This is a genomic window from Pseudomonas sp. Sample_16, from assembly GCF_004307665.1.
In the GTDB taxonomy this organism is placed as follows: domain Bacteria; phylum Pseudomonadota; class Gammaproteobacteria; order Pseudomonadales; family Pseudomonadaceae; genus Aquipseudomonas.
In genome coordinates this window covers 1-19,794 of the sequence record NZ_RCOB01000123.1, presented here as the reverse complement: position 1 = coordinate 19,794, position 19,794 = coordinate 1, and the positions used below count along the sequence as shown (strand labels likewise).

Genomic DNA, 19,794 nt, shown 5'->3' with positions numbered 1-19,794 from the left:
GTTTTTGTGAGCGCTACGCACTCAAGCGCGAGCAAGCTCGCTCGCCACAACGTCATCCCCGAAAGACAACTGGCGAGCAAGCTCTATGTCCCCCGAGTTCGGCTCCAAATATCAGCGTTATTGATCAACGGCCTTGGGCTGCTTGAAACAGGAAACTCCGCCAAACAAGCGGGGTTTCTGCATTTGTGGTGTGTGGTGTGGCGAGCGAGCTTGCTCGCGCTGGGCTGCGCAGCGGCCCCAGGTTTTTGTGAGCGCTACGCACTCAAGCGTGAGAAAGCTCGCTCGCCACAGCGTCATTCCCCGAGCATTTGCGATGTCACCAGACGAGCGGCTAGGGCCTTGGCCTGGCTTGCGACGTCAGTGACCGCCGTACTTTCCCACCACATCCCGCGCAATGGCGGCCCCATGGCGAACAACCGCTCAGCAGTCCGCCCTTCGGCGTCCAGCAGCGCACCGTCTGCTTCGGCGGCAATTCCCAGCGCCAATGGCCCGGGCCGAATCAGCCCACGTGCCAGCAATTGCTGGGGCAATGGCCGCGCCACCCGCCGCCAGTCGTACTCGATGCCGCTGGAGTTGATCAACGCCGCGCCACTGACGACAACCGTTTGCGCTTCACCTCTGCGACGAATACGAATGCTCACGCCACCGTTCGCAGCAGGCTCCAGCCCTTTGAACGATGCGGCTTGAATCCGCAACCGCCCTTCCCCGTGCAAGCGCTCCACCAGTTCGGCGCTCAGGGGTGGCGAGCGGTGGTGATGGCTTTCCCACCATGGTCGCACGTGGCGGACAAACTGTCGGCGCTGCACATCGGTCGCCTGATTCCACAAGCGACCGATATGCGCGCGCACCGTATCCAGCGGCGCTTGCCAGTCGATGCCCTGGGCGATGGCTTCGCGGCAATGTCGACGCAGTTCGCGCATCAACTGGCGAGGTGTGCGGATACTGTGGTCCTGCGCGAGAAAATCCACCCAGGCCGGTGGTTGCCGCCGCACGTGGGGCAGCAAGCCGTGACGGGAAAACACCTCGATCGGCCCGCGATGCCCGGCCTGTTCCAACGACACCACGGCATCGACCATGGTCAGGCCAGAGCCGATGATCAGCACTGTCGACTGTGGATCGAGCTGCTGCATCGCCGCCACATCCCACGGATCGAGCGCCGCCGCGTTCAAGCCACTGGATTGGGTTTGCGGTGTGCGCGCGGCGGGGAACATTCCGGTGGCGAGCACCGCGAACGAGCCCTGCAAGCGCTGGCCGTCGCTCAAATGCAAACGCACCGATTGCGCATCGGTTTGCAGATCCACCACCTCGGCGCGCACATGTTCGACCGTCGAACCGTGCAGAGCGCCCACCACCTGCGCCTCGGCCAGACGCTGCTGCACATACAGGCCGAATATCCCCCGCGGCGGGAACAATTCACTGATCGGCACAGGCTGCTCATCCGATTCCGGCCAGCCACCGGCGGCAATGTATTCGGTCAGCCATTGGGTCAGGTCATCGGCGTTGTCCGGGTCGACGCTCATGCGCGCGGCGTTGCCGTTGAGCGTATGGCCCAGCTCCACAGCGCTGTAGGCCTCGCCGCGGCCAAGTTCGGCGCGCGGTTCGATCACCAGCAAGTTGCGCTTGCCCGGCAGACGCAACAACTGCGCCGCCAACATCGCGCCGCTGAGGCCACCACCGATGATCAGGATGTCCGCGTGACGAATGGCGTCGGGCGCCTGTCCGCTTTGGGTTTCACTCATGCCGTTCTCACTGTTCCCTGTTTACCTGAGTAGACATCATGCAATTCGCCTTGACCAGCAACTCGCTGACGCCACTTGACTGGCTCAAATCACCACGTTACGCACGAACCGCACCGCCACCGATCCATCGTTGCGATAGGAATGCGGTTGGTTACTGGAGAACATGAAAAACTCACCAGCGGCGATCGTGTGCGGTACATCGCCCACCATCACGGTGAGGCAACCTTCGAAGACGTAGAACTGCTCGCTCCAGCCATCGGCATCCGGCTCCGACGGATAATGCTCGCCCGGTTCAAGGCGCCATTCCCACAGTTCGACTTCTCGGGTGGCATTGGCCTTGGCCAGCAATACGGCCTTGCTGCCAGGGATCGTACCGGCCCAGGCCAGTTCGTTGATGCGGCTATGGTCGCGGGCATCGGGCGCCTGGATCAGATCGCTGAACGCCACGTCCAACGCCTCGGCCACACGGTCGAGCGTGGTCAGGCTGACGTTCTTTTCACCGGCTTCGATAGCCACCAGCATGCGGCGGCTGACACCGGACTTTTCCGCCAAAGCACTCTGGCTCATGTCGGCGGCATGACGCAGACGTCGAACGTTCTGGCTGACGTGCTGGAGGACCGAAGCCCGTTGCGTGGAATCTTTGTGCACTATATTGCTCACTTGATGGTGCTGCGCAGTATACTGCCCAACTTCCGGCGCATTGTGCGTCCCCCTCAGGTAGCACGCAAGATCATGACGTCGGCGAACACCTCTCAGAATTCCTCCCGCTTCCTTCGGCTCAGCAAGGCCGAATGCGTACTGGTGTTGATCACCATGGTCTGGGGCGGGACCTTTTTGCTGGTCCAGCATGCGATGACCGTCAGCGGTCCGATGTTTTTCGTCGGCCTGCGCTTTGCCGCTGCCGCCATCATCGTCGCCTTGTTCTCCTGGCGCAGCCTGCGACAACTTACTTTGTTCGAACTCAAGGCCGGCGCCTTTATCGGCGTGGCAATCATGCTCGGTTACGGCTTGCAGACCGTTGGCTTGCAGAGTATTCCCAGCAGCCAGTCGGCGTTCATTACTGCGCTTTACGTGCCTTTTGTACCATTGCTGCAATGGCTGGTGCTGGGCCGTCGACCGGGGCTGATGCCGAGCATCGGGATCATGTTGGCGTTTACCGGATTGATGCTGCTGTCGGGGCCTTCCGGCGCTGAGCTGAATTTCAGCCCCGGTGAAATTGCCACATTGATCAGCGCGATTGCCATTGCGGCGGAGATCATTCTGATCAGCAACTTTGCCGGCCAGGTCGATGTTAAACGCGTGACGGTAGTGCAACTGGCAGTCACTTCCCTGCTGTCGTTCCTGATGGTAGTGCCGACCCAGGAACATATTCCGGACTTCTCCTGGCTACTGTTGTGCAGCGCCTTGGGGTTGGGCGCGGCAAGTGCGGCGATCCAGGTGGCGATGAACTGGGCACAGAAGAGCGTTTCGCCGACCCGCGCTACGTTGATTTATGCCGGCGAGCCGGTGTGGGCCGGGATTGTCGGCCGCATTGCCGGGGAACGTTTGCCGGCGATTGCCTTGCTGGGCGCAGGGTTGATCGTGGCGGCGGTGATTGTCAGTGAGTTGAAGACCAAGGGTAAGGCGGCTGTTGAAATCGAGGACGATCTGGACCGCGAAGCGGAGCATTGATCGTTCCCACGCTTTGCGTGGGAATGCAGCCCGGGACGCTCCGCGTCCCTTTACAGCCGGACTCGGAGCGTCCATTGAGGCACTCCCACGCAAAGCGTGGGAACGATCGGCAAAGCTGTTGCTTGAAACCATGTGAAACAGGCTTTTTCCGTCTACCTTGTAGGATTCTGCGACAGCTTGGCGTTTGGTGATCCGGGAGCTGGCACGTATGATGCTTCACAAACTTCCGCAGATTAGAAGCCTATGTCCCTGATAGTTCTACTGCTTCTGCCTTTCATGGGCAGCTGTCTGGCAGCAGTGCTGCCACACAATGCGCGTAATACCGAATCGCTGCTGGCTGGCCTGGTTGCCCTGATCGGCACCGTCCAGGTCGCCCTCCTGTACCCGCAAATCGCCGATGGCGGCGTGATCCGTGAAGAATTCTTCTGGCTGCCGAGCCTGGGGCTGAATTTCGTCCTGCGCATGGACGGTTTTGCCTGGCTGTTTTCGATGCTGGTGCTGGGCATCGGCGCGCTGGTGTCGCTGTACGCCCGTTACTACATGTCGCCGGATGATCCGGTGCCACGGTTCTTCGCGTTTTTCCTGGCGTTCATGGGGGCCATGCTGGGGCTGGTGATCTCGGGCAACCTGATCCAGATGGTATTTTTCTGGGAGCTGACCAGCCTCTTTTCGTTCCTGTTGATCGGCTACTGGCACCACCGCGCCGATGCGCGGCGTGGCGCCTACATGGCGCTGATGGTCACCGGCGCCGGCGGATTGTGCCTGCTGGCGGGGGTCATGTTGCTCGGCCATGTGGTCGGCAGCTATGACCTGGACAAGGTCCTGGCCGCCGGCGAGCTGATTCGCGCACATGCCCTCTACCCTATCCTGCTCCCCCTGATCCTGATCGGCGCACTGAGCAAAAGTGCGCAGTTCCCCTTCCACTTCTGGCTGCCCCACGCCATGGCGGCGCCGACACCGGTGTCGGCCTATCTGCACTCGGCGACGATGGTCAAGGCCGGTGTGTTTCTGCTGGCGCGGCTGTGGCCTTCGCTGTCCGGCAGTGAAGAATGGTTCTACATCGTCAGCGGCGCCGGGGCCTGCACCCTGTTGCTCGGTGCCTACTGCGCGATGTTCCAGAACGACCTCAAGGGTCTGCTGGCCTATTCGACCATCAGCCACCTGGGCCTGATCACCCTGCTGCTCGGCCTGAACAGCCCGCTGGCCGCCGTCGCCGCGGTGTTCCACATTCTTAACCACGCCACGTTCAAGGCCTCATTGTTCATGGCCGCCGGGATCATCGACCACGAAAGCGGCACCCGCGACATTCGTAAACTCAGCGGCCTGGTCAAACTGATTCCGTTTACCGCAACCCTGGCCATGGTCGCCAGCGCCTCCATGGCCGGCGTGCCATTGCTCAACGGCTTTCTCTCGAAGGAAATGTTCTTCGCCGAAACCGTGTTCATCAACGCCACGGCCTGGGTCGAAGCGACGTTGCCGATCGTCGCGACCATCGCCGGGACCTTCAGCGTCGCCTACTCCCTGCGCTTCACCGTGGATGTGTTCTTCGGCCCGCCCGCCACCGATTTGCCCCACACCCCGCATGAGCCGCCGCGCTGGATGCGCGCGCCGGTCGAGCTGCTGGTGTTCACTTGCCTGGTGGTCGGGATCTTCCCCGCGCAAGTGGTCGGCCCGTTGCTGGCGGCGGCGGCGCAGCCGGTGGTTGGCGGTCAATTGCCGGAGTACAGCCTGGCCATCTGGCATGGCCTGAACGCGCCGATGATCATGAGCCTGATCGCCATGTCCTGTGGTGTGCTGCTCTACCTGCTGTTGCGCAACCAGCTCAAGCGCGGTCGCTTCAGCCATCCGCCGCTGGTGGGTCGATTGAACGGCAAGCGCCTGTTCGAACTGACGCTGGTGCTCAAGATGCACATGGCCCGGCGCCTGGAACGGCGCATCAGTACCAAGCGCCTGCAAACCCAATTGTTCCTGATGGTCCTCGCCGCCGTACTGGCCGGGTTGATTCCGATGCTGCACAGCAGCTTGAGCTGGGGCGACCGGCCGAAAATTCCGGGTTCGATCGTGTTCGTCATCCTCTGGTTGCTGGCGATTGCCTGCGCACTCGGCGCGGCGTATCAGGCCAAGTACCACCGTCTCGCGGCCCTGACCATGGTCAGTGTCTGCGGTCTGATGACCTGTGTGACTTTCGTCTGGTTCTCGGCGCCGGACCTGGCCCTGACACAACTGGTGGTCGAAGTGGTGACCACGGTGCTGATCCTGCTGGGCCTGCGCTGGTTGCCGCGACGGATCGAAGAGGTTTCGCCACTGCCGAGCAGCCTGCGCAAGGCGCGCATCCGGCGTATCCGCGACCTGTTGCTGTCGATCGTGGTCGGCGGCGGCATGGCGTTGCTGTCGTACGCGATGCTGACGCGCCAGACACCCAACGACATTTCTTCGTTCTACCTCAGCCGAGCCTTGCCCGAAGGTGGCGGCAGCAACGTGGTCAACGTCATGCTGGTGGACTTCCGCGGCTTCGATACCCTCGGCGAAATCACCGTACTGGCGGCTGTGGCGCTGACGGTGTTCGCCCTGCTGCGGCGGTTCCGCCCACCGAAAGAAAGCCTGCAATTGCCCGCTCAACAGCGTTTGCTCGCGCCTGACGTGGTCACCGACCTGGTCAACCCGCGTCACGCCAGCGACACCGCGCTCGGCTTCATGATGGTGCCGGCGGTGCTGGTGCGCCTGTTGCTGCCGATTGCGCTGGTGGTGTCGTTCTACCTGTTCATGCGTGGGCACAACCAACCGGGCGGCGGCTTTGTTGCCGGGCTGGTGATGTCGGTGGCGTTCATCCTGCAATACATGGTTGCCGGTACCCAGTGGGTCGAGGCGCAAATGAGCCTGCGGCCGCTGCGCTGGATGAGTGTCGGCTTGCTGTTCGCCACACTCACCGGGCTTGGTGCGATGGTGGTCGGCTATCCGTTCCTGACCACGCATACCTGGCATTTCGACCTGCCGCTACTGGGCGATATTCACCTCGCCAGCGCACTGTTCTTCGACGTTGGCGTGTATGCGGTGGTGGTCGGTTCGACGCTGTTGATCCTCACAGCGCTGGCGCACCAATCGGTCCGCGGTCACAAAACCGCGGCCCAGCCGAAACCCGTCGCCATCAAGGAGGCCGTCTGATGGAAGAAGTCATCGCAATCGCCATCGGCGTCCTGGCCGCGTCCGGCGTCTGGTTGATCCTGCGTCCACGGACGTTCCAGGTGGTCATGGGTCTGTGCCTGCTGTCCTATGGCGTCAACCTGTTCATCTTCAGCATGGGCAGCCTGTTCATCGGCAAAGAGCCGATCATCAAGGACGGCGTACCGCAGGACCTGCTGCACTACACCGATCCCTTGCCGCAAGCGCTGGTGCTGACGGCGATTGTCATCAGTTTCGCCATGACCGCGCTGTTTCTGGTGGTTTTGCTGGCCTCCCGGGGCCTGACCGGCACCGACCATGTGGATGGCCGGGAGCCTAAAGAATGAATGCAATGACGCACCTGATCGCCGCGCCCATCCTGCTACCGCTGCTGACCGCCGCGATCATGCTGATGCTCGGCGAGAAACATCGCCCGCTCAAAGCCAAAATCAATCTGTTTTCCAGCCTGCTCGGACTCGGCATCTCCGTTCTGCTGCTGCAATGGACGCAAACCACTGACGTGCCCGGCTCCATCGGCGTGTACCTGCCGGGTAACTGGCAAGTGCCGTTCGGCCTGGTGCTGGTGGTCGATCGTCTGTCTGCGTTGATGCTGGTGCTCACCGGGATCATCGGCGTCTGCGCCCTGCTGTTCGCCATGGCGCGCTGGGACAGCGCCGGCTCGAGCTTCCACGCGCTGTTCCAGATTCAGTTGATGGGCTTGTATGGCGCGTTCCTCACGGCGGACCTGTTCAACCTGTTCGTGTTCTTCGAGGTGCTGCTGGCCGCTTCTTATGGCCTGATGCTGCATGGGTCGGGTCGGGCGCGGGTGTCTTCGGGGTTGCATTACATCTCGATCAACCTATTGGCCTCGACCCTGTTCCTGATCGGTGCAGCGCTGATCTACGGTGTCACCGGTACCCTGAACATGGCGGACCTGGCACTGAAAATCCCGCTGGTAGCGCAAGCCGATCGCGGACTGCTGCATGCCGGCGCGGGGATTCTGGCGGTAGCGTTCCTGGCCAAGGCCGGCATGTGGCCGTTGAACTTCTGGCTGGTGCCGGCGTATTCATCGGCGAGCGCGCCGGTCGCCGCGATGTTTGCGATCATGACCAAGGTCGGCATCTATACCCTGCTGCGCCTGTGGACGCTGCTGTTTTCCGGACAGGCCGGAGCGTCGGCGTACTTCGGTGGTGACTGGCTGATCTACGGTGGCATGGCAACCATCATTTGCGCAGCGGTGGCGATCATTGCCGCGCAGCGCCTGGAACGCATGGCCAGCCTGAGCATTCTGGTGTCAGCGGGGATTCTGCTGTCGGCCATTGGCTTCGCCCAGCCCAACCTGATTGGCGCGGCATTGTTTTATCTGGTCAGTTCGACCCTGGCCTTGAGCGCGCTGTTCCTGCTGGCCGAGTTGATCGAACGTTCGCGCTCGGCCAACGAAATCCCGCTGGAGGATGAAAACGAGATGCTGCCGCGGCCGCTGGAATCGCTGCATCCGGCCAAAGGCATCAACCTCGACGACGACCGCAAAGCCGTGGTCGGCCAAGTGATTCCATGGACCATGGCATTTCTCGGCCTGAGCTTCATCGCCTGCGCCTTGCTGATCATCGGCATGCCGCCGCTGTCCGGGTTCATCGGTAAACTGAGCCTGCTCAGCGCCCTGCTCAATCCCATGGGTTTGGGCAATGGCAGTGAAGCGCCGATCTCGAATGCCGCATGGGGTTTGCTGGCATTGCTGATTCTTTCCGGGCTGGCCTCGCTGCTGGCTTTTTCGCGGCTGGGCATCCAGCGTTTCTGGACCCCGGCAGAACGGCCATCGCCCGTGCTGCGGCGCTTGGAGTGCGTGCCGATTTTCGCCCTGCTGGGGTTGAGCATTGCGCTGACCTTCCAGGCCGAGCCGCTGTTGCGTTATACCCAGGCAGCCGCCCACGCCTTGAACAACCCTCAGCAGTACGTGATGGCCGTGCTCGGCACCCGCGCGGTGCCAAGTCCGCAAGCCAGGGCTGCGCTGCTGGAGGTTCAACCATGAAGCGTCTGTTTCCTGCGCCGTGGTTGTCACTGGCCCTGTGGCTGTTGTGGCTGGCGCTGAACCTGTCGATGAGCCCCGGCAACCTGCTGCTGGGCGCCGTGCTTGGGGTCTGTGCGCCACTGATGATGCGCAAGTTGCGCCCGCTGCCGATCCGCATTCGCCGACCGGGGGTGATCCTGCGCCTGTTCCTGGTGGTGGGGCGTGATGTGCTGGCGTCCAACCTGGCCGTGGCCTGGGGTGTGCTGAATGCCGGCCGCCGTCCGCCCCGCTCACACTTCGTGAAAGTGCCGCTGGACCTGCGCGATGCCAATGGCCTGGCCGCGCTGTCGATGATCTGCACCGTGGTGCCCGGCACAGTCTGGTCGGAACTGGCGCTGGACCGCAGCATTTTGTTGCTGCACGTTTTCGATCTGGATGACGAAGCGCAATTCATTGAACACTTCAAGGTGACTTACGAGCGCCCGCTGATGGAGATCTTCGAATGAGTCCCCTGCTGTCGAACGCGATTTTGCTCAGCCTGTTCCTGTTTTCCGTGGCGATGATCCTTACGCTTATCCGCCTGTTCAAAGGTCCGTCAGCCCAGGATCGGGTTCTGGCGCTGGATTATCTGTACATCATCGCGATGCTGATGATGCTGACCCTGGGCATTCGCTATGCCAGTGACACGTATTTTGAAGCGGCGCTGTTGATCGCGCTGTTTGGCTTCGTCGGCTCGTTTGCACTGGCGAAATTCCTGCTGCGCGGCGAGGTGATCGAATGAACGCAGAACTGTCTCTCTGGGTGGAAATTCCGGTGGCTATCCTGCTGGTGCTCGGCGGCCTGTTCGCGCTGATTGGCGCCACGGGATTACTGCGCATGAAGGATTACTTCCAGCGCATGCATCCGCCGGCCCTGGCTTCGACGTTGGGCGCATGGTGCGTGGCCTTGGCTTCGATCATCTACTTTTCGGCGTTGAAGTCCACGCCGGTGCTGCATGCCTGGCTGATCCCGATCCTGCTGGCGATCACCGTACCGGTCACGACATTGTTACTGGCGCGAGCGGCGCTCTTTCGCAAGCGCATGGCCGGGGATGATGTGCCGGCCGAGGTTTCGAGTCGGCGGACGGAAAACACGTAGGAGCGAGGCTACAGGTTGGCTGTTCAGATCCAGGCCACCGCCAACAGCCCGCCTCCCAACACCACACATAACGGCGAGTAAACCCAGGTATCCCACCGGGCAAACCTGGAACCTTTTATCTCCTTGAAAAAACCCACCAGCTCCGAATCGCCAATGGCCCGGGCGAACAGCAACAGCGCAATCGCACTGATGACCCACTGCAACACTTGATGGTGCACCTGCGGCAACCACCAGCCGACTCGCAAACACACCAACAGGGCTATCACCATCAAGGCTGCCGCCACCATTAGCGTGAGCCAGCCTCGCGGCTTGAAGGCCGGGCGCATTGGCTTGCCGCCTTCCTGAGGCACTTGAGGAACGGCCGCCACCGACGCCCATTCGCCGCCGAACGCCCAATAAACGTGTACCAGAGCAATCACCGCAAATATCGTCACCAGCCATTGAGCCAACGCAAAGGTCATGGTTGAAGATCCTTGAAAGGGATTTGGTCAAATCATCCTAGCCGGCTTTTCTTGATGTGCACGACCGCTGGTACGCAAGCTGATAAACGAGGGGGCAACACGCAACTTTCAAAAAGCTTTGCGAACAAGCCCACGTCCACTTCAGATCCAGGTCGACGCAATTTCTGGTCCCCTGAAACCAATGTGGGAGCGGGCTTGTTCGCGAAGGCGGTTGCGGACTCACACTTTATTTGAGCTCGGCAGACACCTTGTCCGCCACCTCCTTCGGCACCCACGCTTTCCACACGTCGGGATGCTTCTTCATGAAATCCTCGGCCGCCTGACGCGGCGCGGTGTGTTTTTCGCTCATTTCAGCCAGGGCTTTGTTCAACGGTTCGATCGGAAAATCAACCTTGGCGAAGAACTCGGCAATCTGCGGGTATTGCTTCTGGAACGGCGTGGACACGCCAATGGACAGCTTGGAGGGCAGCGACCGGGTCGGTTGCGGATTGGGGTTATCGGCGTCAGTCAGGGTCTTCCAGGCTTCGGCGTCGAATGGCGGCTCTTCCAGCTGGATCAGTTTGAAACGACCGAGCAGCGGCGTCGGTGACCAGTAATAGAACAGCACCGGTTTGCCCCGGCGAATCGAAGAACTGATTTCGGCGTCCAGCGCCGCCCCCGAACCGCTGCGGAAGTTCACATAGCTGTCGTCCAACCCATAGGCCTTGAGCTTCTGCTTGTTGACCACTTCCGACGTCCAGCCAATCGGGCTGTTGAGGAAGCGCCCCTTGTTCGGGGTTTCCGGGTCCTTGAACACGTCCTTGTACCTGGGCAGGTCGCTGACACTGCGCAAGTCCGGCGCCATCGGCTTGATGCCCTTGGCCGGATCACCCTTGATCACGTATTCCGGCACCCACCAGCCTTCGGTGGCCCCCTTGACCGTATCGCCGAGGCTCGCGACCTTGCCCTCGGCCTCGGCCTTGACCCACACCGGACTGCGCCCGGCCCACTCTTCGCCAATCACCTGGATGTCATTGTTGGCCAGGGCGGTTTCCAGGGTAATGGTCGTACCCGGCAAGGTGTCGGTCGGCAGTCCATACCCCTTCTCGACAATGATCCGCAGAATGTCGGTAATCAGGCTGCCGCTTTCCCAGTTCAGGTCGGCGAAATGTATAGGCGCCTGAGCGGCCAGTACCGGAACGGGTGATGTCATCAAACCGCAAGTGGCCAGAAGCGCAGCCAGCAACCGTCGAAAACCTTTCATGCTTTTGCACCTCGCGCTGTTCACAGCAATCGCAGGATGGCCTGGCAGAAGACCGCAAAGCCTCTGAATAATCAGTCAACTGACTGTAGTAGAGGTTCCTGCTTTCGAGGGGCATGGATCAATTTTCGGAAGTTTCCTGCAAGCGCGCCAGTTCTCTTCTGACCATGCTGGCGTACTCCGCCGGCCGCAGCGCGTAGATCTGTGACGCCACCCAATTCAGCCAGGCGCCCTGCAGCACAGCTTTGTGCTCGAACAATCGCAAGGCTTCAGCTTGTGCGCCAGCCTGGTTCTGTTGGTGAAAGTCGGCCCGGTTCCGGGTCATTACTCGCTGGCCTTGAATGTCACCAGTTCGCCCTTGCGCCATTTGGCTGCCTTGGCGGTTACCGCTTTGAGGGTTTTGGTCAGGCCTTCCTGCAACTGCTGGTGGGCGGCAAACACCGTGACCACGCTATGACCTTCCTTGAACAGAATGGCCTGACCATCGGCGGTGGTGACAAAGGCATAGTCGCCCAGGCCATAGACCGTCAGTTTGATTTCGCGAAACTTGATTTCCAGCTTGCCGCCTTCACGGCTGGGCAACACCGATGCGCTGAAATGATCGCCGACCTTGAGCTTGAGTCCGGGTTTGTCGTCCACCACCAATGCTGATTCGGTATCGATCTCGGCCACATAAATGCCTTCGGCACTCTGTTCGGTGATGTAGACGAAACGTGACTGGAACAGTTTTACCAGCTTCGCGCGCAAATCACCCAGAACGAACAACGCATGCATATCAAGATTACTTACTGCCAAGGAAACATCCCCACATCTAAAAATGATGCCGCACGCGGAAAAGGCGCACAGCCGAAAAAGGCGGCAATGCCGAAAATGCAACCGAAAGACCCGGGTTGAAAGCCTGAACGAGTAGAGGACTCATCCATCACGAGACTTGAGCAGACTACTGGAACATCGCTCGTGTCGCCTTGCCTGGCATTCGTCAAAGGTTGAAGGAAAACGCCTTTCTTACAGCCAGAGAAATACGGACTATCAACTTCAGGGAAAAAACTCTTAAAAAAAAGCACTTTTCTGACATATCGCCAGCCGAAAATTGCTTTAGATAACCATCAATCACCCACCAGTGATGCCGATTCTAGAGCAGCGATGCTCATTGAGACTACCCATAACGACGTACATACGTCGGCAAAACAACGAAAAGGACTTCATATGTGCACACTGACACACTTCGCCCACCCACAGATTCCCAGCGCCGGTACTTCTTCAACCCCGTATCCGGCGGCGTTGCCGCACTGTGATGCTCATCGAGCACCCAGGTTTCAGGTGATCCTGGCCGGGAATGCGTTCTTCCATATAAAAGAAATTTCCACGGGGCATGTAAGAGGTTTCCGTGGCGATCATAACGAAGCTTGCGCCCTCGCCCGCGCGCTTGAGACGCCCACTTGACTCCCTTTGCCGCACCGCAGCCTTCAAACGTTTCGTCGTGCCGGCGACTTAACTCAGCCGCCGGCCCGCAACTGCTGCCATACTGCCGAACCCATTAAACGCGTCCCGCCAAAGAGGACGACGTTGAACATAACAATATATTTCCAAGGGAAGGCTGCTACGTGACGGAATTTGATATCGGTGAGTTTTTTATCCGGGGCGAAGCCAGAGAAGTTGAGGGCGAGTTCCAGGCGGTGATTGTCATGCGTGCCAAGCCACCGCAAAAAGCCGTGACCTATCATCAGGTCGAAAAAGATCGCTGGTTCAAAACCCCTGAAGTCGCCGCCATCGCTGCGCAGGAGTCCGCTCGGGAACTAAAGGCTGCCGTCGACGCCGGTGCATTGAAAGCCTGATAGCCGGTTTTATGCCGTCTATGCTCATTGCTGCGTTTGAACATCGCTTTCGAACTTACTGGAGCACGGCTTGCTCAGAGGTAATGGAGCCGAAGCTCAGTGCTCGTACGCGACCGATTATCAGCAAGGAGATGAAGATGGAATCACCGACCCACGACTTGAAAGGTTTGTTCGACCAGCTCGGCCTGGACTCCACCCAGAAAGCTATCGACGATTTCATTGCCAGCCATTCGCCGCTGCCCGATGACAAGAAGCTCATTGATGCCGAGTTCTGGACACCGCAGCAGGCCAGTTTCCTCAAAGAACAACTGCGCGAAGACGCCGACTGGGCGCGGGTGGTCGACGACCTCAACCTGCGCATGCACCAGGTTCACTAGCGGCATGGGTGCTGGCTGCCACGGGCTCGGCTTTCTACTGTGCCAACCAGGCAGCCTTGCACGCCTGCGCTTGCACTAGCGCGGTTTTTCCGGCCTGTAACCCAGGCGCAACCCACCCCAATGCCGCCCCTTGAGCATGATCGGCACTGACAGGTCATGCATCAGCTCACCGGTGTCACGGGTGTAGGTTTGTAGCAACACTGGTTGCTGATGGCTGCCACAGCGGATCCCCGTGCGGTCAGCAAATTTGCGTTTGGTTCGGTTGTGCACGGTATCGACCTCGGCATCGCCTGTCAGTGGCTGGCTGAAAACCGCGTTGTGGGTCGGCACGTAGCCCTGCTGAGTGCAGGCGATGGCGAACACCAGTCCTTCATGACGCGGCAACAACGGTTCCTGAATACTCGGCAAGACCTGATCGGTGTAGCGGTCGAAACGAGTCTGGAACTTCGCCGGACTGGTGTTGGGGATCGCCTGATAATTTCGATCGAACAGGTCATCGACGCTTATCCGGCCTGCATCAATGTCCGCTTCGAAACGCGCGGCAATCTGGCTGGCACCCTCCCGGGCCAGGTCATAGATACGCTGGTGATAGTCATCCAGACCCACTTCAGCCAGGCGTTCGCTGATGGTTTCGGCCTGGCCTTCCATCTGTACCGCGGCCTCGGCGAGGCGCCGGGTCTGCTGGTCGCTGATCGCCAGGTCACCGCGCATCTGTTCAATGGCGTGAAACAAGCTATCGAGTTGCTCGCGATTGGTGTCGGCGCCGCGGGCGATTTCCCCAACCTGATTCTCGACGCTGGCGGCCAGGCGGGCGATGTTTTCCAGTTGCTGACCGGTGTGCTCGACCTGCTCGACACCGCTGTCCAGGTCGCTGGACAGCTGACGGATCTGTTCCACCACCTGGGCGGTGCGTTGCCGGATATCGGCCACCATTTCGCCGACCTCTCCAGTCGCCGCCGCTGTTCGCGCAGCGAGACCGCGGACTTCGTCGGCGACCACCGCGAAACCACGGCCGTGCTCTCCAGCCCTTGCCGCTTCGATTGCAGCGTTCAACGCCAGCAGGTTGGTCTGGCTGGCGATGGACTGAATCACCAGGGTAACGCGCTGGATATCATCGCTGCGCAGGCTCAAGGCTTCGATCAATTCACGACTGCTGTTGGCGCGCTGGCTGAGCTGGTGCATGCGCGCAATCGACTCGATCAACTCGGCGCGCCCCACTGCACCACTCTGATGAGCCTCACTGGCAGCACTCAACGCCTCGCGACTGAGCATCGACGTGGCTTGTTCGGTAGCGATCATGACCTCAGCGTTACTGACGATTTGTGCGGCAGCGCCGAGTTGCGATTGCAGCTTGTCGGCCAACTGCTTGACCGAAAAGGCCACGCCAGCGGCTGACAGCGCATTGTGACTGGTGGTGTAGGAGAGATCGCGAGTCAGCGTGGAAATGGCACTGGCTGTATCAAGGGGCGCGGCTTGGGGCGTTGCGCGTGAACGCAGGCGAGGCAGCCAGATGATCAGCACAGCCAACGGCAGCCCAAGGTAAAGCGACCATCCTGCCAATGTCATGCCACACAGCAACAAGATCAGGGCGATACTTTGCAGGGTCGGTGCGAACCAGCGGTTTTTCGGCAGAAATACTGGTGCAGGCACGGCCGCAACCAGAGACTCGTCTCTCGTCATCGTTGTCACCCCAAACATCTTCTAATTGTTGTCTTCGCATTAAACGCCACTATAGGGCCATTATCTATGAGCCTTTAGTCGTGGACGTTGCAGTAGATCAATAGACGTGAGGGATTTCTGTAGACGTCGAAAAGCAAGATCGCAGCCTTCTGCAGCGCCTGCTCGGGTTCACTTGAACCTGTAGGCGCTGCCGAAGGCTGCGATCTTTTCAAAGGCAGCCCGATTTAATGGGCTACCCCGCAGAATCAGGCCTGACGCTGGTGCTTGTCGATTTGCTCGTGACGCTCTTGAGCTTCGATGCAGTACTTGGTGGTCGGACTGATCAGCAGACGCTTGAGGCCGATTGCCTCGCCGCTGTCGTCGCACCAGCCGAAGCTGTCTTCCTTGATGCGTTCAAGGGCTTGTTCCAACTGAGGCAGCATACGCTGGTCGCGATCGATCGCGTTCACCAGCCAGGTACGCTCTTCTTCGACGGAAGCCGCGTCAGCCGGATCGGCCGGAGTATCCAGGCTTTCAATGGCGATGCGGTTCTGTTCGATGCGCTCATGGGTTTCGACTTTCATGTTCTGCAACAGCTCAGTGAAAAAAGCGTGTTGCTCGGCGTTCATGTAGTCATCCGCCGGCATGGCCAGCAACTTGTCCTTTGTCATTGATATCTCTATAAAAAAACGTGCATTAAGGCGAATTAGGGAGCGTTCCGGCAGACCGGTACAGGTCTTCGGAAAGGCGCCGTTTATACCAAGCGCCACCCGGCACTCAATTTACGAGGGGCGGCAGTCTAAGGCCGAGTCGAGGCCTCAGCAACTGAAAAGACAGCGAATTTGTCCGACAAAGCCACGAAAATGCTCTATGGCAGGCATCGAGGTGGCTATCGGAGTGCGTTTATAGCAAGAAATTCAATCCAGCACAGGTATATAGAAGATAAACGGCTGCGTTTGCCTGTCCCTGAAGCGCAGACAAGGTGGGCGCCCGAACGGGTCTGCGCTGAATCGCCACATAAACGAACGCCATCGCGAGATGGCTCGCGATGGCGCGGTACAGCACCGACAAGGATGGGATTACATTAACAAGGCGATCAGGATGATGATCGGGATCGGTACGCCGAGAAAGAACAGCAGTAATGAACGCATGATGATGCTCCTGATTTAACGATTCGTAGTGGTGGTTACATAGTCGTCGGCTTCCAGGTACACAACGGCATCCCGGCGACGACCACCGAACGTTGCGGCCAGGCTGGCAAAGAATGCACCCGCCAACAGCGCGACAAACATCCAAAGGGTGCTCCAGGCCGCGACCTTGGCAGCGGTGTCTGCCGCCTCTTGCGCGGCCTGCTTGGCATCGGCCACCGCTTTTTGCGTGCGGGCATAGACTTCATCGACACGACGCTCCGCGTCGGCCTGGGTCAGGTTGGTCCGCTGTGCGACCAATTGCGCCAGGTAGGTACGGTCTTCGGCAGACAGTTGCCCGTCGCTCAAGGAGCGCACGAAGATGCGGGTCACGGTGCCACGGGCGGCATCATCACTGACGGCAGCCGGACGATCATCGCGAAACAGTCTGTCGATGTAATAACCGTATTGATCACTGTTGGTGTTGGCAGCCGCCGTGCCCGCCGCTTGCGTGGCAGCACTGGCGGCGCCACCGACGACTTGCGCCCCGGCTTGCACGCCACCACTGACCACACTGCTGACCGAACCGGCCACCAGCGTTGCAGTCACCAGCGTCGCCACGCACCAAGCCAGAAAACCGTGGGCAGTGTCACGGAAGTAAACTTCATCGGTGTGCATGAAGGCCCATTTCACCCGCAGCCGTCCGGCGATGTAACCACCGAGCCCCGATGCAACGATTTGCGTGAAGGCCAACCAGACAATCGTCGAAACGCCAAGGGTCTTGGCGCTCACACCTTCATTGGCCCACGGCGAAACCGCGGAGAACCCGAGGCCAAAACCGAGCAGCACGAGGATCAGCGACAACGCCGCGGCAGCGGCGGCCCCGGCGAAAATCGCCCCCCATGACACACCCGAAAGCGTGCTCGCCTCATCTACGGCAGGATAGAAACCATCAGAGGATCTATTCATTGTTTTGTCGCTCCAGGCAGAAAAATGGTGTTACAACTCTCGAAATAGCAATTGCAGACACCGTGCCAGCCGCGCACCTGGAATAAATCCTTGTTTTTCAACGTGATAAAAAGTTTGAACTTCGCAGCTTCTTGCAATATGCAACGAACGGGCAGACTCAGCGGGTTTTATGCATTGAAGCGTCCATGAACTTTTATTTAGAAAGCCTGCGATCATTTCTTGGCAAAATGCTGCACAACGTTGTGAACATTTCATCAGGCCAGCCCCATGACCCGCATCTTGACCATTGAAGACGACGCCGTGACCGCCCGTGAAATCGTCGCTGAATTGAGCAGCCACGGCCTCGACGTCGACTGGGTCGACAACGGCCGTGAAGGGCTGGAACGAGCGGTCAGCGGCAACTATGACCTGATCACCCTCGACCGCATGCTGCCCGAACTCGACGGCCTGGCGATTGTGACCACGCTACGATCCATGGGTGTCGCCACGCCAATCCTGATGATCAGCGCCCTTTCCGACGTCGATGAGCGCGTGCGCGGTTTGCGCGCCGGTGGCGATGACTACCTGACCAAACCCTTCGCCACCGATGAGATGGCTGCCCGGGTCGAAGTCCTGCTGCGTCGGCAGAACACCGGCACCGCCCAGGCCACCACGTTACGGGTAGCGGATCTGGAACTGAACCTGATCAGCCACGAAGCCAGCCGCGACGGGCAATTGCTCACGCTGTTGCCCACCGAATACAAACTGCTGGAATTCCTCATGCGCAACACTGGGCAGATCCTGTCGCGGATGATGATTTTCGAAGAAGTCTGGGGTTATCACTTCGACCCCGGCACCAACCTGATCGACGTACACATTGGCCGCTTGCGCAAAAAGATCGACCCACCTGGCAATGTCCCCTTGATTCGAACCGTGCGAGGCTCGGGTTATGTCATTGCCGAACCCGTCTAAAGGCTGGCGCTCTTCCAGCAGTCGCTTGCTCGCGCTCTACAGTGCGCTGTTCGTGGTCTGGAGCGGCATTCTCATGGGCGTCATGTACTTCGAGGTATCCGCCTACCTCGACAACCTGGCCAAGCATTCGCTGATGCAGCGTCAGCATCTGTTTTCGCGATTCCAGGGCGAACAACTGGTGGACGCGCTCGCCGTCAGCATGACCTTCGATATCCGCGGCATCGACGGTTATGGCCTGTTCGATCAGCAGCACCGATATCTGAGCGGCGCCCTGGACCACATCCCCCGTGGCCTGCCGCTGGACGGCAAGATCCACATGCTCAGCGATTGCGCCGACTCCGACGACCCGACGCTGCCCAATGACAGCTGCGATGCCGTGGCGACCCAGACCCGCGACGGCCTGTTGCTGGTGCTGGTGCGTGACAACGGTTCGCTGTTTGCCGTCACCCGGATCATTCTGCACGCGCTGTTCTGGGGTGTGACCCTGACCATCCTGCCGGGCATCGTCGGTTGGCATTTGTTGCGTCGCCGCCCGCTTCGGCGGATCCGCGCGATTCAGGCCAGCGCCGAAGCCATCGTCGCCGGCGACCTCACCCGACGCTTGCCGCTGTCCAATCGCCGGGATGAACTGGACATGCTTGCGGCCATCGTCAACGCCATGCTCGAACGCATCGAGCGCCTGATGCATGAGGTCAAAGGCGTGTGCGACAACATCGCCCATGACCTGCGCACGCCACTTACGCGCTTGCGCGCGCAGCTTTACCGCATGCAACAACAAGCCGGTGAAGGTACGCCGCAAGCGGCGCAACTGGATCTGGTGCTGGGCGAAGCCGACACGCTGATGGCGCGGTTTCGTGGCCTGCTGCGGATTTCCGAACTGGAGGATCGCCAGCGCCGCTCCGGCTTCGTGCAACTGGACCCGGTGTCGTTGTTGCGAGAGTTGCATGAGTTTTATCTGCCCTTGGCAGAGGACGACGGCCTGACGTTCGAGCTGCAACTGCCTGAATCATTGCCGCCACTCAATGGCGACCGCGCCTTGCTGTTCGAAGCGCTGGCCAACCTGTTGAGCAACTCGATCAAATTCACCCCGCCAGGCGGCCAGGTGATTTTGCGCGGGATCAATCATGACGGACATACCCGCATCGAAGTGCTCGATTCCGGGCCAGGCATTCCCGAAGCCGAACGCGAAGCCGTGTTCCAGCGTTTTTATCGCGCCGAAGCGGGCAATCTGAAAAGCGGTTTCGGCCTGGGCCTGTCGATCGTCGCAGCCATCGCAAGCCTGCATGGGTTTGCGCTGGAGGTGGGTAACAGTGAACTGGGTGGAGCGCGGCTGGTGCTCGATTGTCGGGAGAGTTTGATTACCCCCTCATGATCGTTCCCACGCTCCGCGTGGCAATGCACCCTCATGATCGTTCCCACGCTCCGCGTGGGAATGCAGCCTGGGACGCTCCGCGTCCCTTT

21 protein-coding genes are annotated in these 19,794 nt (G+C 60.0%); 12 read left to right on the top strand and 9 right to left on the bottom strand.

The features are described 5' to 3' along the window. Positions 1-293 precede the first annotated feature (293 nt). Positions 294-1,739 carry an FAD/NAD(P)-binding protein gene (locus D8U69_RS17200; RefSeq protein WP_130904615.1) on the bottom strand — a complete coding sequence of 482 codons (1,446 nt, stop codon included), beginning with the start codon at positions 1,737-1,739 and terminating at the stop codon, positions 294-296. 84 nt (positions 1,740-1,823) lie between these two features. Then, complete coding sequence (locus D8U69_RS17195; protein ID WP_056856709.1) at positions 1,824-2,387, bottom strand: XRE family transcriptional regulator; 564 nt, start codon at positions 2,385-2,387, stop codon at positions 1,824-1,826. On the opposite strand from D8U69_RS17195, the gene D8U69_RS17190 reads away from it, so the two are divergent. From D8U69_RS17190 to D8U69_RS17160, 7 genes are all read left to right on the top strand, one after another. Beyond that, positions 2,382-3,410 carry a DMT family transporter gene (locus D8U69_RS17190; protein ID WP_056856710.1) on the top strand — a complete coding sequence of 343 codons (1,029 nt, stop codon included), beginning with the start codon at positions 2,382-2,384 and terminating at the stop codon, positions 3,408-3,410. The genes D8U69_RS17195 and D8U69_RS17190 overlap by 6 nt on opposite strands. A 243-nt stretch (positions 3,411-3,653) precedes the next feature. Then, complete coding sequence (locus tag D8U69_RS17185; protein ID WP_056856711.1) at positions 3,654-6,572, top strand: monovalent cation/H+ antiporter subunit A; 2,919 nt, start codon at positions 3,654-3,656, stop codon at positions 6,570-6,572. Continuing rightward, positions 6,572-6,916, top strand: coding sequence for a Na+/H+ antiporter subunit C (locus D8U69_RS17180; protein WP_007986256.1), 345 nt, complete (start codon positions 6,572-6,574; stop codon positions 6,914-6,916). Before D8U69_RS17185 ends, D8U69_RS17180 begins: the two co-directional genes overlap by 1 nt. Then, positions 6,913-8,598, top strand: a complete 1,686-nt coding sequence (locus D8U69_RS17175) for a monovalent cation/H+ antiporter subunit D (RefSeq protein WP_130907782.1) — start codon at positions 6,913-6,915, stop codon at positions 8,596-8,598. Before D8U69_RS17180 ends, D8U69_RS17175 begins: the two co-directional genes overlap by 4 nt. Continuing rightward, positions 8,595-9,083 (top strand): Na+/H+ antiporter subunit E, encoded by a 489-nt coding sequence (locus tag D8U69_RS17170; RefSeq protein ID WP_130907781.1) that lies wholly within the window; start codon positions 8,595-8,597, stop codon positions 9,081-9,083. The genes D8U69_RS17175 and D8U69_RS17170 overlap by 4 nt, the downstream gene beginning before the upstream one ends. Next, positions 9,080-9,358, top strand: coding sequence for a K+/H+ antiporter subunit F (locus tag D8U69_RS17165; RefSeq protein WP_056856714.1), 279 nt, complete (start codon positions 9,080-9,082; stop codon positions 9,356-9,358). The genes D8U69_RS17170 and D8U69_RS17165 overlap by 4 nt, the downstream gene beginning before the upstream one ends. Next, positions 9,355-9,714, top strand: coding sequence for a Na+/H+ antiporter subunit G (locus D8U69_RS17160; protein ID WP_056856715.1), 360 nt, complete (start codon positions 9,355-9,357; stop codon positions 9,712-9,714). The genes D8U69_RS17165 and D8U69_RS17160 overlap by 4 nt, the downstream gene beginning before the upstream one ends. A gap of 23 nt (positions 9,715-9,737) precedes the next feature. Here D8U69_RS17160 and D8U69_RS17155 read toward each other — a convergent pair whose 3' ends face one another. The 4 genes from D8U69_RS17155 to D8U69_RS17140 form a co-directional block, all read right to left on the bottom strand. Further along, positions 9,738-10,175: a DUF3995 domain-containing protein gene (locus D8U69_RS17155; protein ID WP_130907780.1), complete on the bottom strand. Its 438-nt coding sequence runs from the start codon at positions 10,173-10,175 to the stop codon at positions 9,738-9,740. 226 nt (positions 10,176-10,401) lie between these two features. After that, positions 10,402-11,418, bottom strand: a complete 1,017-nt coding sequence (locus D8U69_RS17150; RefSeq protein WP_056856717.1) for an ABC transporter substrate-binding protein — start codon at positions 11,416-11,418, stop codon at positions 10,402-10,404. A 118-nt stretch (positions 11,419-11,536) separates the two neighbouring features. Continuing rightward, a complete protein-coding gene (locus D8U69_RS17145; protein ID WP_056856718.1) occupies positions 11,537-11,740 on the bottom strand; it encodes a hypothetical protein in 204 nt (67 codons plus the stop codon). After that, positions 11,740-12,189, bottom strand: coding sequence for a hypothetical protein (locus D8U69_RS17140; protein ID WP_177434434.1), 450 nt, complete (start codon positions 12,187-12,189; stop codon positions 11,740-11,742). The genes D8U69_RS17145 and D8U69_RS17140 overlap by 1 nt, the downstream gene beginning before the upstream one ends. A 432-nt stretch (positions 12,190-12,621) precedes the next feature. On the opposite strand from D8U69_RS17140, the gene D8U69_RS29795 reads away from it, so the two are divergent. From D8U69_RS29795 to D8U69_RS17125, 3 genes are all read left to right on the top strand, one after another. Continuing rightward, a complete protein-coding gene (locus D8U69_RS29795) occupies positions 12,622-12,858 on the top strand; it encodes a hypothetical protein (RefSeq protein WP_130907779.1) in 237 nt (78 codons plus the stop codon). A 161-nt stretch (positions 12,859-13,019) separates the two neighbouring features. Continuing rightward, complete coding sequence (locus D8U69_RS17130) at positions 13,020-13,250, top strand: hypothetical protein (RefSeq protein ID WP_056856720.1); 231 nt, start codon at positions 13,020-13,022, stop codon at positions 13,248-13,250. A gap of 137 nt (positions 13,251-13,387) precedes the next feature. After that, the gene (locus D8U69_RS17125; RefSeq protein ID WP_056856721.1) at positions 13,388-13,627 is read left to right on the top strand and encodes a DUF2789 domain-containing protein; all 240 of its coding nucleotides are present in this window, start codon (positions 13,388-13,390) and stop codon (positions 13,625-13,627) included. A 75-nt stretch (positions 13,628-13,702) separates the two neighbouring features. Here the strand turns inward: D8U69_RS17125 and D8U69_RS17120 are convergent, their stop codons facing one another. The 3 genes from D8U69_RS17120 to D8U69_RS17110 all read right to left on the bottom strand — a co-directional run bounded on the left by D8U69_RS17120 (position 13,703) and on the right by D8U69_RS17110 (position 17,382). Further along, positions 13,703-15,307 (bottom strand): methyl-accepting chemotaxis protein, encoded by a 1,605-nt coding sequence (locus tag D8U69_RS17120; RefSeq protein WP_130907778.1) that lies wholly within the window; start codon positions 15,305-15,307, stop codon positions 13,703-13,705. Between the two features lie 245 nt (positions 15,308-15,552). Next, positions 15,553-15,957, bottom strand: a complete 405-nt coding sequence (locus D8U69_RS17115; RefSeq protein ID WP_003225981.1) for a TraR/DksA family transcriptional regulator — start codon at positions 15,955-15,957, stop codon at positions 15,553-15,555. A gap of 495 nt (positions 15,958-16,452) precedes the next feature. Next, positions 16,453-17,382, bottom strand: coding sequence for a hypothetical protein (locus D8U69_RS17110; protein WP_130904622.1), 930 nt, complete (start codon positions 17,380-17,382; stop codon positions 16,453-16,455). A gap of 267 nt (positions 17,383-17,649) precedes the next feature. Here D8U69_RS17110 and D8U69_RS17105 point away from each other — a divergent pair, with 267 nt between their 5' ends. Together D8U69_RS17105 and D8U69_RS17100 are read left to right on the top strand one after the other, a co-directional pair. Beyond that, complete coding sequence (locus tag D8U69_RS17105; protein ID WP_056856724.1) at positions 17,650-18,333, top strand: response regulator transcription factor; 684 nt, start codon at positions 17,650-17,652, stop codon at positions 18,331-18,333. After that, positions 18,311-19,705, top strand: coding sequence for a HAMP domain-containing sensor histidine kinase (locus D8U69_RS17100; RefSeq protein WP_056856725.1), 1,395 nt, complete (start codon positions 18,311-18,313; stop codon positions 19,703-19,705). The genes D8U69_RS17105 and D8U69_RS17100 overlap by 23 nt, the downstream gene beginning before the upstream one ends. Positions 19,706-19,794: the final 89 nt, after the last annotated feature.

Bases quoted from the DNA above. Each gene is read 5' to 3' on its own strand.
- D8U69_RS29795 (WP_130907779.1), top strand. From the start codon at position 12,622: ATGTGCACACTGACACACTTCGCCCACCCACAGATTCCCAGCGCCGGT.
- D8U69_RS17125 (WP_056856721.1), top strand. From the start codon at position 13,388: ATGGAATCACCGACCCACGACTTGAAAGGTTTGTTCGACCAGCTCGGC.
- D8U69_RS17180 (WP_007986256.1), top strand. From the start codon at position 6,572: ATGGAAGAAGTCATCGCAATCGCCATCGGCGTCCTGGCCGCGTCCGGC.
- D8U69_RS17115 (WP_003225981.1), bottom strand. From the start codon at position 15,957: ATGACAAAGGACAAGTTGCTGGCCATGCCGGCGGATGACTACATGAAC.
- D8U69_RS17155 (WP_130907780.1), bottom strand. From the start codon at position 10,175: ATGACCTTTGCGTTGGCTCAATGGCTGGTGACGATATTTGCGGTGATT.
- D8U69_RS17150 (WP_056856717.1), bottom strand. From the start codon at position 11,418: ATGAAAGGTTTTCGACGGTTGCTGGCTGCGCTTCTGGCCACTTGCGGT.
- D8U69_RS17175 (WP_130907782.1), top strand. From the start codon at position 6,913: ATGAATGCAATGACGCACCTGATCGCCGCGCCCATCCTGCTACCGCTG.
- D8U69_RS17145 (WP_056856718.1), bottom strand. From the start codon at position 11,740: ATGACCCGGAACCGGGCCGACTTTCACCAACAGAACCAGGCTGGCGCA.
- D8U69_RS17165 (WP_056856714.1), top strand. From the start codon at position 9,080: ATGAGTCCCCTGCTGTCGAACGCGATTTTGCTCAGCCTGTTCCTGTTT.
- D8U69_RS17105 (WP_056856724.1), top strand. From the start codon at position 17,650: ATGACCCGCATCTTGACCATTGAAGACGACGCCGTGACCGCCCGTGAA.
- D8U69_RS17160 (WP_056856715.1), top strand. From the start codon at position 9,355: ATGAACGCAGAACTGTCTCTCTGGGTGGAAATTCCGGTGGCTATCCTG.
- D8U69_RS17200 (WP_130904615.1), bottom strand. From the start codon at position 1,739: ATGAGTGAAACCCAAAGCGGACAGGCGCCCGACGCCATTCGTCACGCG.
- D8U69_RS17185 (WP_056856711.1), top strand. From the start codon at position 3,654: ATGTCCCTGATAGTTCTACTGCTTCTGCCTTTCATGGGCAGCTGTCTG.
- D8U69_RS17140 (WP_177434434.1), bottom strand. From the start codon at position 12,189: ATGCATGCGTTGTTCGTTCTGGGTGATTTGCGCGCGAAGCTGGTAAAA.
- D8U69_RS17100 (WP_056856725.1), top strand. From the start codon at position 18,311: ATGTCATTGCCGAACCCGTCTAAAGGCTGGCGCTCTTCCAGCAGTCGC.
- D8U69_RS17110 (WP_130904622.1), bottom strand. From the start codon at position 17,382: ATGAATAGATCCTCTGATGGTTTCTATCCTGCCGTAGATGAGGCGAGC.
- D8U69_RS17120 (WP_130907778.1), bottom strand. From the start codon at position 15,307: ATGACGAGAGACGAGTCTCTGGTTGCGGCCGTGCCTGCACCAGTATTT.
- D8U69_RS17170 (WP_130907781.1), top strand. From the start codon at position 8,595: ATGAAGCGTCTGTTTCCTGCGCCGTGGTTGTCACTGGCCCTGTGGCTG.